Source organism: Blastococcus sp. SYSU DS0828, from assembly GCF_054050975.1.
Window position 1 is genome coordinate 17994 of the sequence record NZ_JBJHAK010000021.1, and the last position, 15185, is coordinate 33178.

14 protein-coding genes, 1 pseudogene and 1 riboswitch are annotated in these 15185 nt (G+C 75.6%); of the genes and pseudogenes, 10 read left to right on the top strand and 5 right to left on the bottom strand.

Features of this window, described 5'->3' with window-relative positions; translation table 11 throughout:
* Window positions 1-52: 52 nt before the first annotated feature.
* From ACI79Q_RS15720 to ACI79Q_RS15740, 5 genes are all read left to right on the top strand, one after another.
* Window positions 53-1594, top strand: coding sequence for a class I adenylate-forming enzyme family protein (locus tag ACI79Q_RS15720; protein ID WP_456614982.1), 1542 nt, complete (start codon window positions 53-55; stop codon window positions 1592-1594).
* A complete protein-coding gene (locus tag ACI79Q_RS15725; RefSeq protein ID WP_456614983.1) occupies window positions 1591-2358 on the top strand; it encodes a crotonase/enoyl-CoA hydratase family protein in 768 nt (255 codons plus the stop codon). Before ACI79Q_RS15720 ends, ACI79Q_RS15725 begins: the two co-directional genes overlap by 4 nt.
* Before the next feature lie 125 nt (window positions 2359-2483).
* Window positions 2484-3974 carry a DUF222 domain-containing protein gene (locus tag ACI79Q_RS15730; RefSeq protein ID WP_456614984.1) on the top strand — a complete coding sequence of 497 codons (1491 nt, stop codon included), beginning with the start codon at window positions 2484-2486 and terminating at the stop codon, window positions 3972-3974.
* A 163-nt stretch (window positions 3975-4137) separates the two neighbouring features.
* Window positions 4138-4812 carry an HNH endonuclease signature motif containing protein gene (locus ACI79Q_RS15735; protein ID WP_456614985.1) on the top strand — a complete coding sequence of 225 codons (675 nt, stop codon included), beginning with the start codon at window positions 4138-4140 and terminating at the stop codon, window positions 4810-4812.
* Between the two features lie 53 nt (window positions 4813-4865).
* A complete protein-coding gene (locus ACI79Q_RS15740) occupies window positions 4866-5501 on the top strand; it encodes a hypothetical protein (protein ID WP_456614986.1) in 636 nt (211 codons plus the stop codon).
* A gap of 39 nt (window positions 5502-5540) precedes the next feature.
* Here ACI79Q_RS15740 and ACI79Q_RS15745 read toward each other — a convergent pair whose 3' ends face one another.
* Window positions 5541-6743, bottom strand: coding sequence for an AI-2E family transporter (locus ACI79Q_RS15745; RefSeq protein WP_456589507.1), 1203 nt, complete (start codon window positions 6741-6743; stop codon window positions 5541-5543).
* Window positions 6744-6783: 40 nt separating this feature from the next.
* The gene (gene metF / locus ACI79Q_RS15750) at window positions 6784-7689 is read right to left on the bottom strand and encodes a methylenetetrahydrofolate reductase [NAD(P)H] (protein WP_456589508.1); all 906 of its coding nucleotides are present in this window, start codon (window positions 7687-7689) and stop codon (window positions 6784-6786) included.
* A 133-nt stretch (window positions 7690-7822) separates the two neighbouring features.
* Here metF and ACI79Q_RS15755 point away from each other — a divergent pair, with 133 nt between their 5' ends.
* The 3 genes from ACI79Q_RS15755 to ACI79Q_RS15765 are packed head-to-tail and all read left to right on the top strand — an operon-like array spanning window position 7823 to window position 11465.
* Window positions 7823-9019, top strand: a complete 1197-nt coding sequence (locus ACI79Q_RS15755; protein WP_456589509.1) for a polyprenyl synthetase family protein — start codon at window positions 7823-7825, stop codon at window positions 9017-9019.
* Window positions 9019-10515, top strand: a complete 1497-nt coding sequence (gene crtI, locus ACI79Q_RS15760; RefSeq protein ID WP_456589510.1) for a phytoene desaturase family protein — start codon at window positions 9019-9021, stop codon at window positions 10513-10515. Before ACI79Q_RS15755 ends, crtI begins: the two co-directional genes overlap by 1 nt.
* On the top strand, window positions 10512-11465 hold the full coding sequence (locus ACI79Q_RS15765; RefSeq protein WP_456589511.1) for a phytoene/squalene synthase family protein: 954 nt from the start codon (window positions 10512-10514) through the stop codon (window positions 11463-11465). Before crtI ends, ACI79Q_RS15765 begins: the two co-directional genes overlap by 4 nt.
* On the opposite strand, the pseudogene ACI79Q_RS15770 reads toward ACI79Q_RS15765, so the two are convergent.
* From ACI79Q_RS15770 to ACI79Q_RS15780, 3 genes and pseudogenes are all read right to left on the bottom strand, one after another.
* Window positions 11462-11749: pseudogene (locus ACI79Q_RS15770) on the bottom strand (hypothetical protein); the annotation flags it as partial. The gene ACI79Q_RS15765 and the pseudogene ACI79Q_RS15770 sit on opposite strands and share 4 nt — an antisense overlap.
* Complete coding sequence (locus ACI79Q_RS15775) at window positions 11668-12012, bottom strand: lycopene cyclase domain-containing protein (RefSeq protein WP_456589512.1); 345 nt, start codon at window positions 12010-12012, stop codon at window positions 11668-11670. The pseudogene ACI79Q_RS15770 and the gene ACI79Q_RS15775, both read right to left, overlap by 82 nt.
* 43 nt (window positions 12013-12055) lie before the next feature.
* Window positions 12056-12379 carry an Rv2175c family DNA-binding protein gene (locus tag ACI79Q_RS15780; RefSeq protein WP_456589513.1) on the bottom strand — a complete coding sequence of 108 codons (324 nt, stop codon included), beginning with the start codon at window positions 12377-12379 and terminating at the stop codon, window positions 12056-12058.
* A gap of 13 nt (window positions 12380-12392) precedes the next feature.
* Here ACI79Q_RS15780 and ACI79Q_RS15785 point away from each other — a divergent pair, with 13 nt between their 5' ends.
* Both ACI79Q_RS15785 and ACI79Q_RS15790 read left to right on the top strand, forming a co-directional pair.
* Window positions 12393-13547 carry an alpha-hydroxy acid oxidase gene (locus ACI79Q_RS15785; protein ID WP_456614987.1) on the top strand — a complete coding sequence of 385 codons (1155 nt, stop codon included), beginning with the start codon at window positions 12393-12395 and terminating at the stop codon, window positions 13545-13547.
* Between the two features lie 4 nt (window positions 13548-13551).
* Window positions 13552-13636, top strand: a riboswitch (ZMP/ZTP riboswitch).
* A 23-nt stretch (window positions 13637-13659) separates the two neighbouring features.
* Window positions 13660-15126 (top strand): glycine hydroxymethyltransferase, encoded by a 1467-nt coding sequence (locus tag ACI79Q_RS15790; RefSeq protein ID WP_456599767.1) that lies wholly within the window; start codon window positions 13660-13662, stop codon window positions 15124-15126.
* The last annotated feature ends 59 nt before the right edge of the window (window positions 15127-15185 follow it).

The following is a 15185-nucleotide window of genomic DNA, read 5'->3' on the forward strand; positions in this document are numbered from 1 at the left end:
CCGTCCGAACGGACTGTAAGTTGCCGTCCGACTCGAGAGGGAGTGGTGACCGGTGTTGACGGTGGAGCTGGTGCGGAGGGGCGCCCGGCGGTTCGCGGACCGCACGGCAGTGATGAGCGGCGATGCGTCGCTGACCTTCCGGGAGGTGGACGAGACCGCCAACCGGATGGCGCACGTGCTGATCGGGCTGGGGGTGGCCCGTGGGGACCGGGTCGGCCTCCTGGTCGAGAACGGGCTGTGGTCGGTGCCGATCGACTTCGCCTGCCTCAAGGCCGGCGCCGCGCGCGTGCCGCTCAACGCCCGGCTGTCGGCCGACGAGCAGGCGCGGATGCTCGCCGCCACCGGCGTCCGGATGCTCATCCACGGTGCGGCGCTCGCCGACCGGGCGGCGGAGCTCGCCGGGCGGGTGGACGGCCTCCGGCTGGTCAGCCTGGGCCAGACCTCCGACGTCGAGGCACTCGACCTGCTCGACGAGATGGCCGACGCGAGCGCCGCCGACCCGCGGTTGCCCGCCGAGCCCACCGACCCGGTGCTGATCCTCTACACCTCGGGCACGACCGGCGCGCTCAAGGCGGTGGTGCACACCCAGGCCAGCTACGCCGCCATCTGCGCCAACATCCTGGCGAACCTGGTCTCCCCCGGCCGGGACTCGGTCATGCTGCACGCGGCGTCGCTGATCCACGCCAGCGGCACGTTCGTGCTCCCCTACTGGATCCGCGGCGGCGCGGCCGCCGTCCTGCCGGGCTTCGACCCCGCCAGCTACCTGGACTCACTCGCCCGCTACCGGGCCACCGAGATCAACCTGGTACCCACCATGCTCGGCATGCTGCTGTCCTCCGGCGCCGCCGAGCGCGCCGACGTCTCCAGCCTTCGCACGGCGGTGTACGGCGCCAGCCCCATGCCCGGCCCGGTGCTGGCGCAGGCCCTCGACGTGTGGGGTCCACGCCTGGTGCAGTACTACGGGCAGACGGAGGCACCCCTGGCGATCACCGTGCTCGACGCCCTCGACCACACCGACCCGTCCCTGGCCGGCTCGTGCGGCCACCCCTCGGTCGACGCCGAGGTCCGGGTCGTCGGCAGCGACGGCGGCGCCCTGCCGGCCGGCGAGATCGGCGAGCTCCAGGTGCGTGCCCCCTTCGGCATGGCCGGCTACCACGACGCGCCCACCCTCACCGCCGAGACGATCAGCGGGGACGGCTGGATCGCCACCCGCGACCTGGCCCGGCTGGACGACCGCGGCTACCTCACGCTTGTCGACCGGACCAGCGACATGATCATCACCGGCGGCTACAACGTGTACCCGCGGGAGGTCGAGGAGGTGCTCATGGCCCACCCGGCGGTGTCCGGTGCGGCCGTCGTCGCCGCACCCGACCCGACGTGGGTGGAGGCGGTGACCGCCTTCGTCACGCTCCGCCCCGGGTCGAGCGCCACCCCCAACGAGCTGCGGGACGCGGTGCGCGGCGCGCTCGCCGGTTACAAGGTCCCCAAGACCGTGCACGTCGTCGACCAGCTCCCCCTCTCCCCCGTCGGGAAGATCCTCCGCCAGGCCCTGCGCGAGCCGCTGTGGGCCGACGCCGCGGGGCGCTCGTCGTGAGCGAGACGGTGACCGTCGAGCGGAACGGTCCGGTGACGACGGTGCGACTGTCCCGCCCGGCGGCACGCAACGCCGTCGACGGGCCCACCGCCGCCGCGCTCGCCGACGCGTTCCGGGCCTTCGACGCCGACGACGAGGCCGCCGTGGCGGTGCTGCACGGCGAGGGCGGCACCTTCTGCGCCGGCGCGGACCTGCGGGCCATCGGGACCGACCGCGGCAACCGCACCGAGACCGACGGGGACGGGCCCATGGGCCCCACACGGATGCGGCTGCGCAAGCCCGTCATCGCCGCGATCGCCGGGCACGCGGTCGCCGGCGGCCTGGAGCTCGCGCTGTGGTGCGACCTGCGGGTCGCCGACGAGACGGCGATTCTCGGGGTCTACTGCCGCCGCTGGGGCGTGCCACTGGTCGACGGCGGCACCGTGCGGCTGCCGCGACTGATCGGCACCTCCCGGGCCATGGACCTGGTGCTCACCGGGCGAGGGGTGGACGCCGCCGAGGCGCTACAGATCGGATTGGTCAACCGGGTCGTGCCCGCCGGGCAGGCGCTGACCGAGGCCCGGGCGCTGGCCGCCCGGATCGCCGCCTTCCCCCAGACCTGCCTGCGGGAGGACCGGGCCTCCCTGCTGGAGCAGGACGGCCTCGACGAGGAGGCGGCCATGGCCAACGAGTTCCACCACGGCATGGCCTCCCTCGCCGTCGACGCGCTGCCGGGGGCCGCACGCTTCGCCGCCGGGGAGGGCAGGCACGGCAGCGGCGTCTGACCCGGTCCGGGTGGCCACCGCGGCGCGGGACGACACGACTCCGCGCCCGGGGCCGCACCGCGCTGAGCAGCACCTTCGCACAAATCCGTCTTGCTCTCCGGGGCGATCGAACGTATGTTCGATGCATGGCGGACGTCGGGGCGGTGAGCGACTGGTACGCCACCGCCCGCGCCCGGGCGGTGGCCGCCGGACGGCGCCGGCGAGCCCGCGAGGCGTCCACCGAGTGGCCCGAGTTCGCCCCGCCGGTGAGGCTGGCCGCCGGCCCGCTCGGCGAGGTGCAGGCCGCGGACCGCGAGATCGCCCGGCAGACCGCGCTGCGCGCCCGCGCGGTCGCCAGGTTCGCCGCGGACCGGCCCGCCGACGGCGACCGTGCCCAGGGTGAGCCGGGCGCGATGAGCCCGGAGCGGTGGGCCGCGCGTCCCGAGGTGCTGCGCGGGGTGAGCGAGTGGGCGACGCAGGAGCTCATGATCGCCCTCTCGCTCTCCGCCCGGGCCGCGGAAGCGTTGCTGGTCCGCTCGCTGACGCTCGTGGAGCGGCTGCCCGGCACGCTGGCCGCCCTGGAGGCGGGGGCCCTGCACCCCGGGCACCTCTGGACCATGCTCGAGAAGGTCGCTCCCATCGCCGACGACCGGGTGCGTGCCGAGGTCGAGGCCGAGCTGCTGCGCTGGGCCGCGGGCCGGGTGGTGACGCCTGCGCAGCTGAACGACAAGGCGCGCCGCGAGGTGGCCCAGCGGGACGCCCGCGCCGCGGCCCGCACGCTGCAGGAGGCGCTGAAGCGGCGCGGGGTCCACATCCGCCCGGACGCCGTCGACGGCATGGCGACCGTGAGCGTGTACGCCACCATGCCGGAGGCCCAGGCGCTGTACCGGGCACTGACCGCCTGCGCGGAGGCGCTCGACGACGACGACGATCAGCGCACGCGGGGCCAGAAGATGGTCGACTGCCTGCTCGACCTGGTGCTGCGCCCGGGCGAGACCGATCTGCCGCCGGTGCAGGTGCTGCTCACCGTCGTCGCCTCGCTGGCCACCCTCGCCGGCGGAGACGGTTCCGGGGAGATCGACGGGCAGGTCGTGCCGGCCGAGATGATCCGCCACTTCCTGACAGCGCTCACCGGCCGGCCGCTGGGGTCCGACTCCGCGGAGCCGGCCCCGGGGCAGCCGTCCGGCTCGATGTCGTGGCAGGCGCAGGAGCAGGCCGAGCTGGAGTGGTGGCTGGCCGAGACGGAGCGCCGGCTGCTCAGCGGTGAACTGGTCGATCCCGACCCCGACGGCAACGGCGACCTCGCCCCTCCCCCGGACGTCGCCGGCGACCCCGCCCTTCCCCCGGACGCGTCGGGCAGGGGCGCCCGCCCCCCCCCCGGGGGCGGCGCCCCCCCCCCCCGCCCCCCCCCGGCCCCCCCGCCCCCCCCCCGCCCTTCCCCGGGACGTCGCCGGCGACCCCGCCACCACCCACGACGCACTCCCGGGCGACGCGATCGAGGACGCCGAGATCGAGGGCGCCGAGATCGAGGACGCGCCCCGCGCCGACACCGGTACCGACGCCGCCGTGGCCCAGGAGCGCCGGGGGTGCACCGCAGCCTCACCGACGTCGCGAGGGCCGGACCGGCGGCGCGGTGATCCTCCGGCGCCGGAACCGGAGGACACCCCACCGGATGCCGGCAATTCCTCACCGGCAGCAGCGACCACGGCCGGGGCGGTACCTCCCGGGCCGGCGGCCACCTCGCCTGGAACCGGCTGGTGGACGCTGGCCGACGAGGCGGTCGAGACCGCCGGCCTCGCCGTGCTCCGCGCGGAGCAAGAACTCTCCCGCGCCGGTCGACTGGTCCGCACGGCAGTCACGGCCGACGCCGACGACGAGGCCACCTGGCGGGCCGGCCCCGGAGGGCGGCTCACCGCAGCGGAGGACGCCTTGGCCGCGCTGCGGTCGGCCTCCGACGGGCGACGGGCGTGGCTCGCCGACCTGCTGGGGAGCACCGGTGGCGGCGGGCTGGCCGAGCGGCCGAGGATCGCTCTGACCGACGCGTTGTCCGGCACGCTGCTGGCCCTGACCGACCTGCCCCGTCTGCGCCGCGCGGGCGGCTGCGACCGTCCGAGCTGCCGTCGGAGCACCGGTCGCTGCACCCACGACCTCTCCGACCGGCCCGGCCTCGGCGCCCCGGGGCCCAGCACCGGCTACCGCCCTTCGGGCGAGCTGGATCGGTGGGTGCGGGCGCGGGATCGTCGCTGCCGGTTCCCCGGCTGCCGTCGACGGGTGCCCCGCGGCGGCGAGCTCGACCACCACCGCCCGTATCCGGACGGTCCCACCAGCGCCGGCAACCTCGCCGGCTACTGCACCACCGACCACCGGGGCAAGCACCAGGCCCCGGGGTGGCGCCACGACCTCGGCAGCGACGGGACCCTCACGGTCACCACCCCGAGCGGTCTGGTCGCCACCACCTCGCCGCCGCCGTACTGAGCGCCACACCACCGCCACGCATCGAGAAACCGGGTACGGGGCACCCCGTGCCCATGGCTGCTCAGATCAGCGACGCCGTCGTCGTCGACGTCCTCCGCCGGCTCGACCGGCTGCTGACCCCGCTGGCGGACCGGATGGGCCGGCCGCCGGAGCTGCCGCACGAGGAGCGCGACCGCTGGTGGGCCGACCGGGTGTCCCGGGTGGCCGCGGGCGTGTCGGCGGTCCCCCGCTTCGCCGGCAAACTCGCCGATCTGCTGCCGCTGCAGAACAGCGTCGGCACCGCGGTGCAGTCGTTGGTGGTGCTCGGTGTCGCCGGGGAGCACGGGGTGACCGCCCCGGCCGACCGGGTGTCGCTGCTGGCGCGGGTCCTGCTGCGCCGGGAGCTCACGCCGACCCAGGTCGAGCCGCTGCTCACCCGGAGCAAGGGCACCTACGTGGAGGGCGCGTTCGGCCCCCGGGACGAGCGCCGCGGGGCGAAGGGCGCCGTCCGCACGCTGTGGCGGGCGGCTCGGCTGCTCGGCCGAATCGACGACGCGCTGGACGCCCGCCCGAAGGGGAAGCTGTTCGCCCGCGCCCTGTCGAACCTGCCGGTCGTCGGTGTGGCCGGCGGGTACGCCTCCGAGCGCGAGGGGCTGCGGCGGGCGGCTGCCCGCGCCGCCGACCTGCTGGAGGGGACGCGGCAGGGCTGACGCCCGGGTGGTGCGGGCCGGCCGCCCCGGCAGTCCGCCCTACCCGGTGCGGGCGCTCGCCGGTTCCGCGGGGGCGGCGTCCCGGGCACCGCCCCGGCCCTCGTCCCGGTCCTCGTCCCGGCTCTCGTCCTGCGCGTCGTCCCGCTCCGGGTCGCGCCAGCCCGGCCCGGCAGCAGGCTCCCGGCCGCGCAGGTAGTCCACGACCCGGGCCACGCAGGCGGCGATCGGCACCGCCAGGAAGGCGCCGAGGACGCCGTAGGTCACGCCCCCCACCGTGACCGCGAGGATGATCGCGAACGGGTGCAGCCGCAGCACAGGGCTCAGGATCAGCGGTTCGAGCAGGTTCCCCTCGGCCTGCTGCACCACCACGACGAGGGCCAGCACCAGCAGCGCCGTCGTCAGCCCCTGGTCGGCCAGCGCGACGAGGACGGCCAGCAGCCCCGAGACGAAGGCCCCCACGATGGGGAAGAACCCGCCCAGGAAGACCAGCACCGCCAGCGGCATGGCCAGCGGGACGCCGAGGAGGACCAGCCCGATCCCGATCGCCACGGCGTCCACGAGGGCGACGATCAGCTGGCCGCGGAAGTAGGCGCCGAGGGTCCAGAACAGCTGCCCGGACACCCGACCGACGTGCTGCCGGGTGCGCTCGGGCAGCAGGCTGATGATCCCCGACCAGATGCGCCCCCCGTCGCGCAGGTAGAAGAACAGGGCCACCAGGAACAGGACGACGGCGGTGGCGACGTCGCCGAGCGTCCGCGCCACCTGCAGCCCGCGGTCGACGACGTCGCTGCCGCCGCCGCCGAGCGCACCGGCTGCCTGCTGGGCCATGTCGGCGAGCCCACCGTCGCCGACGTCGAAGGGCAGCGAGAAGGGCGTGTCAGCGACCAGCTCCGCCAGGTCGCTGAGCGCCTCCTCGACGCTCTCCGCCAGCGCCGGGATCTCGTCGGCGAAGCGCGGCACCACGAACCAGATCGCCAGCCCCAGCAGCCCGAGGAGGGAGATCAGCAGCAGCAGCGCGACGACGGTGGAGGGCAGCCCCTTCCGCTTCAGCCAGGCCGCGACCGGCCAGAGCACGGCGGCCGGGAACAGGGCGATCGCCAGCGGGGTGGCGACGACGCTGACCTCGCGCAGCAGCAGGTACGCCAGCACCGCCAGGGCGAGCACGCCGAGCGCGGCCCAGGCCCGCCGCCCGGCGCGCACCAGCCAGGAGTACCGATCCACCTGCTCCTCTTCCGCGACCATGGGGCCTCCATGCCCCGTCGCGCGCCCGGGCAGACCCTGGTCAGCGGACGGCCGGTGCGCTCCCGGCCAGGTTGGCGAAGACCTCACGCGTGGCGGTGGACCGGTTCATGGTGATGAAGTGGATCCCCGGCACCCCCTCGTCGAGCAGCCGCCGGCACAGGTCGGTGGCCACCTCCACGCCCAGCGCCCGCACCGCGGCCTTGTCCTCCGGCCGGTCGCCGTCCAGCGCAGCGAACCGGTCGGCGAGCTCCGCCGGGAACGCCTGACCGGACAGCTGGACGATCCGGGTGATCTGCCGGACGTTGGTGACCGGCATGACCCCGGCGATGACCGGGACGTCGCACCCGCGGGCGACGACCCGGTCCCGCATCCGCAGGTAGTCCTCGGCCCGGAAGAACATCTGGGTGATGGCGAAGTCGGCACCGGCCCGGCACTTCGCCACGAACATCTCGACGTCGGTGTCGAAGTCCGGCGAGCGCGGGTGGCGCTCGGGGAAGGCGGCGACGCCCACCGAGAAGTCGCCGACCGAGCGGATCAGCTCCACCAGCTCGGCGGCGTAGCGCAGCCCCTCCGGGTGGGCCACCCACTCCGCCTGCGGATCGGCACCCGGTGGGTCACCCCGCAGGGCCATGATGTTGCGGACCCCTGCCGCCGCCAGGCGGCTGATCACGTGCCGCAGCTCCGCGACGCTGTGGTCGACCGCGGTCAGGTGCGCCAGCGGCGTCATCGTGGTGTCCGCCGCGATCCGCTCGGTCATCGCCACGGTGCCCTCGCGGGTCGAGCCGCCGGCGCCGTAGGTGACCGACACGAACGAGGGGTGCAACCGCTCGAGTTCGCGCAGCGCCGTCCAGAGGAGCTCCTCACCCGCCGGGGTCTTCGGCGGGAAGAACTCGAACGACCACGTCGGGCGCTCGGTGGCCAGGAGCTCACGGACGGTGGGTGTCACGGCACCCGAGGGTACGGGCGGTGCGGCAGCCCGCCCGCGACCGTCCTGTCGGAGAACTCCCCCGGCAGGTGCATCCGCAGCGCTCCCGCGCCCGGAAGAGCGCGTGTCCCGACCACCGAGCGACGGAGGAACGATGCAGCGGAGCACCCCCGCCGCCCTGCTGGTGCGGCGGCACCCCACCGGATCGGGCGATACTGACCAGATGATCGTCGGGGCGCAGCCGCGCGAGTCCGCCCGCCCCGCACCTCCGCTGTCGGTGGCCGACCTGGACCGGGTGCGCGCCGCGGTCGCCGAGGCGCTCACCCGCTTCCTCGACCAGCAGCGCAGCACGCTCGCCGCGATGGACGCCAGCCTCGTCCCGGTGGTCGACGAGGTCTGCGCCGTCGCCGCGGGTGGCAAGAAGCTGCGCCCCTCGTTCGCCTACTGGGGATGGCGGGGAGCGCGCGGACAGGGCCCGGGCGCCGGCGAGGACGAGGACGCCGTCCTGCGCGCGGTCGCGGCCCTGGAGTTCGTGCACGCCAGCGCGCTGGTGCACGACGACGTCATGGACGCCGCCGGCACCCGGCGCGGCCGCCCCACCACCCACATCGGCTTCGCCGACCGGCACACCACCCACGGCTTCTCCGGCGACCAGGACCTCTTCGGCGTCGGCGCGGCGATCCTCGTCGGCGACCTGGCGCTGGTCTGGTCCGACGAGATGCTGCGCTGCTCGGGCATCTCGGAGCCGGCCCTGGGCCGGGCGCGCGCCGTCTGGGACGCCATGCGCACCGAGGTCACCGCCGGCCAGTACCTGGACCTGCTGCGCGCCGCCGGTGGGCTGCCCGGGCCCGACGGCGCGCTCACCGTGGCCCGCTACAAGAGCGCGGGGTACACGGTGCAGCGCCCGCTGCAGCTGGGCGCCGCCATCGCCGGGGCCGGCCCGGCCGTGGTCGAGGCCTGCTCGGCCATCGGGCTGCCCCTGGGCGAGGCGTTCCAGCTCCGCGACGACCTGCTCGGGGTCTTCGGCGACCCCGAGGTCACCGGGAAGTCCGTCGACGACGACCTGCGCGAGGGCAAGCAGACGCTGCTGGTCGCGCTGGCCGAGGAGGCCGCCGACGACGCCGGGCGCCGGCTGCTCGGCGACCTGCTCGGCAACCCCGCGGCCGGGCCCGACGAGTTCGAGGCGCTGCGCGCGCTGCTGGTCACCACCGGCGCCCGCGACCGGGTGGAGGAGCGCATCGCCGCCAGCACCGCCCGGGCCCGCCAGGCCATCGCCGAGGCACCCCTCGCCGAGGACGCCCGCGCGGCGCTGGACGCGCTCGCGGTCGCCGCGACGTCACGCACCGCCTGATGGTGCGCACCGTTCCGGGTCGCACCGACCGCGTCGTCGTCGTCGGGGCGGGGCTCGCGGGGTTGGCCGCGGCGCTGCGCCTGCGCGGGGCCGGCCGCGAGGTCACCGTCGTCGAGCGCGCCGGGGGGCCCGGCGGGCGGGCCGGGCGCATCGAGCGCCGCGGTTACGCGCTCGACACCGGGCCGTCGGTGTTCACCGCGCCGGAGATCGTGGCCGAGACCCTCGCCGCCGTCGGCGAGCGGCTGGAGGACCGGCTCGAGCTGCGCGCGCTGCGGACGAGCTACCGGGCGCAGTTCGCCGACGGCACCTCGCTCGACGTGCACGCCGACCCCGCGGCGTTCGCCGCCGAGGTGGCCGCGCTGTGCGGGCCGGCCGAGGCCGCCGCCCTGCGGCGCTACCTCGCCGACCTCGCCGAGCTGTACCGGCTGCAGCTCACCACGTTCATCGACCGCAACCTGGACTCGCCGCTGGACCTGCTGGGCCCCGAGCTCCTGGCGCTCGCCCGCCGGGGTGGCTTCGGCCGGTTGTCCCGGCACGTCGCGCGGTACTTCGCCGACGACCGGCTGCGCCGGCTGTTCAGCTTCCAGGCCCTCTACGCCGGGGTCTCCCCATTCCGCGCCATCGCCGCCTACGCGGTGATCGCGCAGCTCGACATCGGTGCCGGCGTGTGGCACCCGGTGGGTGGGATCGGCGCGGTGCCGCGCGCGCTGGCCGGCGCCGCCGCCGACGCCGGGGTGGTCCTCCGGTACGACACCGCCGTCGGCGAGCTGGAGACGCTCGGCAACCGGGTGACCGGCGTGGTCCTGGCCGACGGCGATCGGCTGCCCGCCGACGCCGTCGTCGTCACCACCGACGCGCCGCACGCGCTGGTGCCGGGGCTGCGCGGCCCCCGCCGCCCGGTCTACTCGCCCTCCTGCGTCGCGCTGCACCTCGGCGTGCGGGCCGAGCTGCCGGGGCAGGCGCACCACACGATCAGCTTCGGGCACTCCTGGCGCGGGGTGTTCGACGAGCTCACCCGCGACGGCCGGCCGATGAGCGACCCCAGCCTGCTGATCAGCATGCCCTCGGTCACCGACCGGTCCCTGGCCCCCGAGGGCGGGCAGGTGCTCAGCGTCGTCGCGCCCACCCCGAACCTGGACCCGCGCAGCGGCGGCAACCCGGACCTGGACTGGGCGGCCCTCGGGCCCCGCTACCGGGACGAGCTGCTGGCCACCCTGGAGGCCCGCGGGTTCACCGGCGTCACCGGCGCGATCGAGGTGGAGCACATGGACACCCCGGCCACCTGGGCCGCCCAGGGCATGGCGGCCGGGACGCCGTTCGCGCTGGCGCACACCTTCGGCCAGACCGGCCCGTTCCGCACCCCGACGCTGCCCCGCCGCGGCCCCGAGAACGTGGTGCTCGCCGGGTCGTCGGTGCAGCCGGGCGTCGGGGTCCCCATGGTGCTGATCAGCGGCCGGCTGGCCGCCGAGCGGATCACCGGGCCGGTGGCGCGGTGAGCCCGCTCCGGCCGCCGGGTACCCAGGCCGCCCGGCAGGCGCAGCTGGCGGCCGCCTACCGGCACTGCGCCGCCATCGCCGCGGAGCACGGCAAGAGCTACCACCTGGCCACCCGCCTGCTCACCCCCGAGCGGCGGCCGGCGGTGCACGCCCTCTACGCCGCGGCGCGGGTCGCCGACGACTTCGTCGACCACCCCGGCGCCGACCCGGCCGGCGACCTGATGACCTGGTCGGCGGCGCTGCTCACCGAGCTGGAGACGGGCTGGTCCGACGACCCGGTGCGGCTCGCGCTGGTGCACACCTACCGGCGCTACGGCATCCCGGTCGAGCACCTGGTCGACTTCCTCGCCGCCATGACCAGCGACCTCGACGTCACCGGCTACGCCGACCTCGACGCGCTGGACCGCTACATGTGGGGGTCGGCGTCGGTCATCGGCCTGCAGGTGCTCCCCGTGCTGGGCACCGCTCCGGGCATCGCCCGCGAGGAGGCGGCACCGCACGCCGTCGCCCTCGGCGAGGCGTTCCAGCTGACGAACTTCCTGCGCGACGTCGGCGAGGACGTCGACCGCGGCCGGGTCTACCTGCCCGCCGACCTGATGGCCGCGCACGGGGTGACCCGGGAGCAGCTGGCGGCCAAGCGGTTCGACGACCGGTTCCGGCAGCTGATGCGGGAGATGGTGGCGATCGTGCGCCGCCGGTACGACGACGCCGCGCCCGGCACCCCGATGCTGGCGCCGGAGTCGCGCGACTGCGTGCGCGCGGCCACCGCCCTCTACGGCGGGATCCTCACCGAGATCGAGCGGGCCGACTACCGGGTGCTCGACCGGCGGGTGTCGGTCTCCAGGCCGCGCCGCCTGGCCGTGTTCGCCCGGCGGTTGACCGCCGCCCAGGTGGCGAGGGTGAGGGTGACCATGGCGAAGCCGAAGAGCAGGTCCTCCACCGGCGCGTAGGCGATCCGCGGCCCCCAGATCGTGGCCGGGTCGTAGGTCACCACGTCCAGCCCGGTGAGCACGCCGTTCATCAGCAGCTGGAAGAACACGATGATCGCGTAGGCGACCCAGAACACCCGCCGGGTGACCATGCGGGTGCGGAGGACCGCCAGGTCCACCACGAGGACGGCGGCGACCGCGGTCACCGCCAGGGCGCTGTAGCTCACCTCTCGGCCTCCCTCGCCGGATAGCCCGCATCCCAGCCGGTCACCTTCCGCACCGCCTCGAGCGCGAGCACCGAGCACAGCGGGACGACGAGGAAGAACAGGACCTCCTCCACCGGGATCCCCCCGGGCAGCCGGACGCCGACGGTGCGCGCCGCCGAGTAGTCCCAGTGGCCCTGCGCGATGGCGTAGAGCACCCAGCCGACGAAGACGACGAACATCGGGAGGACGGCGAGGAGGAACCGCCGCCAGCGCGCGTAGACGCGCACGCCCAGCAGCAGCTCCAGCGGTGCGGTCACCACCAGGCAGCCGACCAGCAGGCCCAGGTACGTCAGCCGCTCCACGGAACCCGCTTCCGTCCCCGGCCCGCCCCCGGATGCACCCGGCTCAGAGCGCCAGCGCCTGCGCCCGCCGGGTGACCTCGGTGTGCCGGTCGTCCCGCAGCGCCTGCACCGGGGTGCCGGGCAGCGACTCGTCCTCCCGGAACAGCCACTCGAAGGCCTCCTCGTCGCTGAAGCCGCCGTCCCGGAGGACCGTCAGCAGCCCGGGCAGGTGCTTGAGGACCACCCCGTCCTGCACGAAGTCGGCGGGGATCTTGCCGTTCCCGCTGCCGGGGACGGCCATCAGCTTCCCGTCGCGCAGCAGCTGCCGGACCCGGTTCGGGGAGGTGCCCAGCAGCTGGGCGACCTCCGCGGGGGTGAGCGTCTCCATAGAGTGTCAGCCTATGGCGAACAGCGGACCAGCGGGCAGCCCGGTGCCGGGACCGACCGGCCGGCACGACGGGGCGGAGGCCGCCGAGGTCACCGAGGTTGCCGAGGACCCCCGCCCGGAGCCGCCGTTCGTCGACCTCGTCGACCTCGAGGCCCGGTCCCGGGAGCTGCTGCCCCGGCCGGTCTACGACTACTACGCCGGCGGCGCCGAGACCGAGACGACGATGGGCGAGGCGACGGCGGCCTGGCGCACCTGGCGGCTCCGGCCCCGGGTGCTGCGCGGCACCACCACCGCCTCGCTCGCCACCGAGCTGCTGGGCACGCCGGTGGGCACCCCGATCGGCATCGCCCCCTGGGCCTACCAGGCCATGGCGCACCCCGACGGCGAGCTCGCCACCGCCCGGGCCGCCGCCGCCACCGGTGCCCTGATGACCGTGTCCACCAGCGCGACCCACAGCCTGGAGGAGGTCGCCGCCGTCGAGCCCGGCAGCCCGAAGTGGTTCCAGCTCTACCGGATGCACTCCGAGCGGCACACCGACGACCTCGCCCGCCGCGCCGGGGACGCCGGCTACCGGGCGCTGGTCATGACCGTCGACGTCCCGCTGCTGGGGCGCCGCCGGCGCGACCTGCGCCACGACTTCGTGCACCGCGCCGGCGTGCGGATGGCCAACCGGCCCCCGGAGGGCGAGGAGCCGACCCTCGACGGCCTGGCCACCGCCACCTGGACCTTCGACGAGATCGCCCGCTTCGGAGAACTCTCCGGCCTGCCGGTGGTGGTCAAGGGCGTGCTCCGGGGCGACGACGCCGTCCGCTGCGTGCAGGCCGGCGCCGCCGCCGTGTGGGTCACCACGCACGGTGGCCGGCAGGTCGACCCCGCGGTGAGCAGCGCCCAGGCGCTCCCCGAGATCGTCGACGCCGTCGGCGAGGACGTGGAGGTCTACGCCGACGGCGGCATCCGTTCCGGGTCGGACGTGCTCACCGCGCTCGCCCTGGGGGCCTCGGCGGTCTTCCTCGGCCGGCCGGTCGTCTGGGGGCTCGCCGCCGGGGGCGAGCAGGGCGTGACGCGGGTCCTCGGCGGCCTCGCCGAGGAGCTCGAGCACACGATGGTCCTGTGCGGGCTCGACGACGTCCGGTCGGTACCCGCCGACACGGTGGTGGCGGCGCGATAACCTCCCGGAGGGCCGTGACTGGCGCGTCGAGGTGGGCCACCACCGGGGAGCGGCCCGCACCACCGTCGCCGTGCGCCTGGGCACCTCACCGTCGTTCAGCGCAGGAGCCCTCATGACCACCGCCCCCCGCATCACCCACTCCTTCGACGGCACCGCCGCCTCGGCCGCCTACCGCAACGCCCTGGCCGTGATCGGCGCCGTCGAGCCCCGGGTCGCCGACGCGATCAGCCAGGAGCTGACCGACCAGCGCGCCTCGCTGAAGCTGATCGCCAGCGAGAACTACGCCAGCCCCGCCGTGCTGCTCACCATGGGCAGCTGGTTCAGCGACAAGTACGCCGAGGGCACCGTCGGGCACCGCTTCTACGCCGGCTGCCAGAACGTGGACTCCGTCGAGGCGCTCGCCGCCGAGCACGCCCGCGAGCTGTTCGGCGCGCCGTACGCTTACGTGCAGCCGCACTCGGGCATCGACGCCAACCTGGTCGCCTTCTGGGCCGTGCTCGCCCAGCGGGTCGAGCTGCCCGCCCTGCAGGAGGCCGGCGCCCGGCACGTGAACGACCTCACCGACACCGACTGGGCGCAGCTGCGCCGCGCCCTGGGCGACCAGCGGATGCTCGGGATGTCGCTGGACGCCGGCGGTCACCTCACCCACGGCTTCCGCCCCAACATCAGCGGCAAGATGTTCGAGCAGTCGTCCTACGGCACCGATCCGTCGACCGGGCTGCTCGACTACGCCGCCGTCCGCGCCCGGGCCCGCGAGTTCCGGCCGCTGATCCTCATGGCCGGCTACTCCGCCTACCCGCGGCGGGTGGACTTCGCGGCGATGCGCGAGATCGCCGACGAGGTGGGCGCCACCCTGGTCGTCGACATGGCGCACTTCGCCGGCCTGGTCGCGGGCAAGGTGCTCACCGGCGACTTCGACCCGGTGCCGCACGCGCACGTCGTCACCAGCACCAGCCACAAGTCGCTGCGCGGCCCGCGCGGCGGATTCGTGCTGGCCCAGCCGGAGTTCGCCGACGCCGTCGACCGCGGCTGCCCCATGGTGCTCGGTGGCCCGCTGCCGCACGTGATGGCCGCGAAGGCGGTCGCCTTCGCCGAGGCCCGCCGCCCCGAGTTCGCCGGCTACGCCCAGGCGGTCGCCGACAACGCGCAGACCCTCGCCGAGGGGCTGACGAAGCGCGGCGCCCGGCTGGTCACCGGCGGCACCGACAACCACCTGGTGCTCATCGACGTCACCGGCTTCGGCCTGACCGGCCGCCAGGCCGAGTCCGCGCTGCTGGACGCCGGCATCGTCACCAACCGCAACGCAGTGCCGGCCGACCCCAACGGCGCCTGGTACACCTCCGGCGTCCGGCTGGGCACCCCGGCGCTGACCAGCCGCGGCTTCGGTCCGGCCGAGTTCGACCGGACGGCGGAGCTGATCGTCGACGTCCTCTCCGCCACCACCCCGGCGGCGACCCGCGACGGCGCGGCCTCGCAGGCGAGGTACGTGGTGGCCGACGGCGTCGCCGACCGCACCCGGGCGGCGGCCGCCGAGCTGCTGGCCGCGCACCCGCTGTACCCCGGCCTCGACCTCGCCTGATGCGGCCTCCCCGCAGGGGCCCGGCGCGAGCTCGCGAGCGCCGGGCCCCTGCGGGGAGG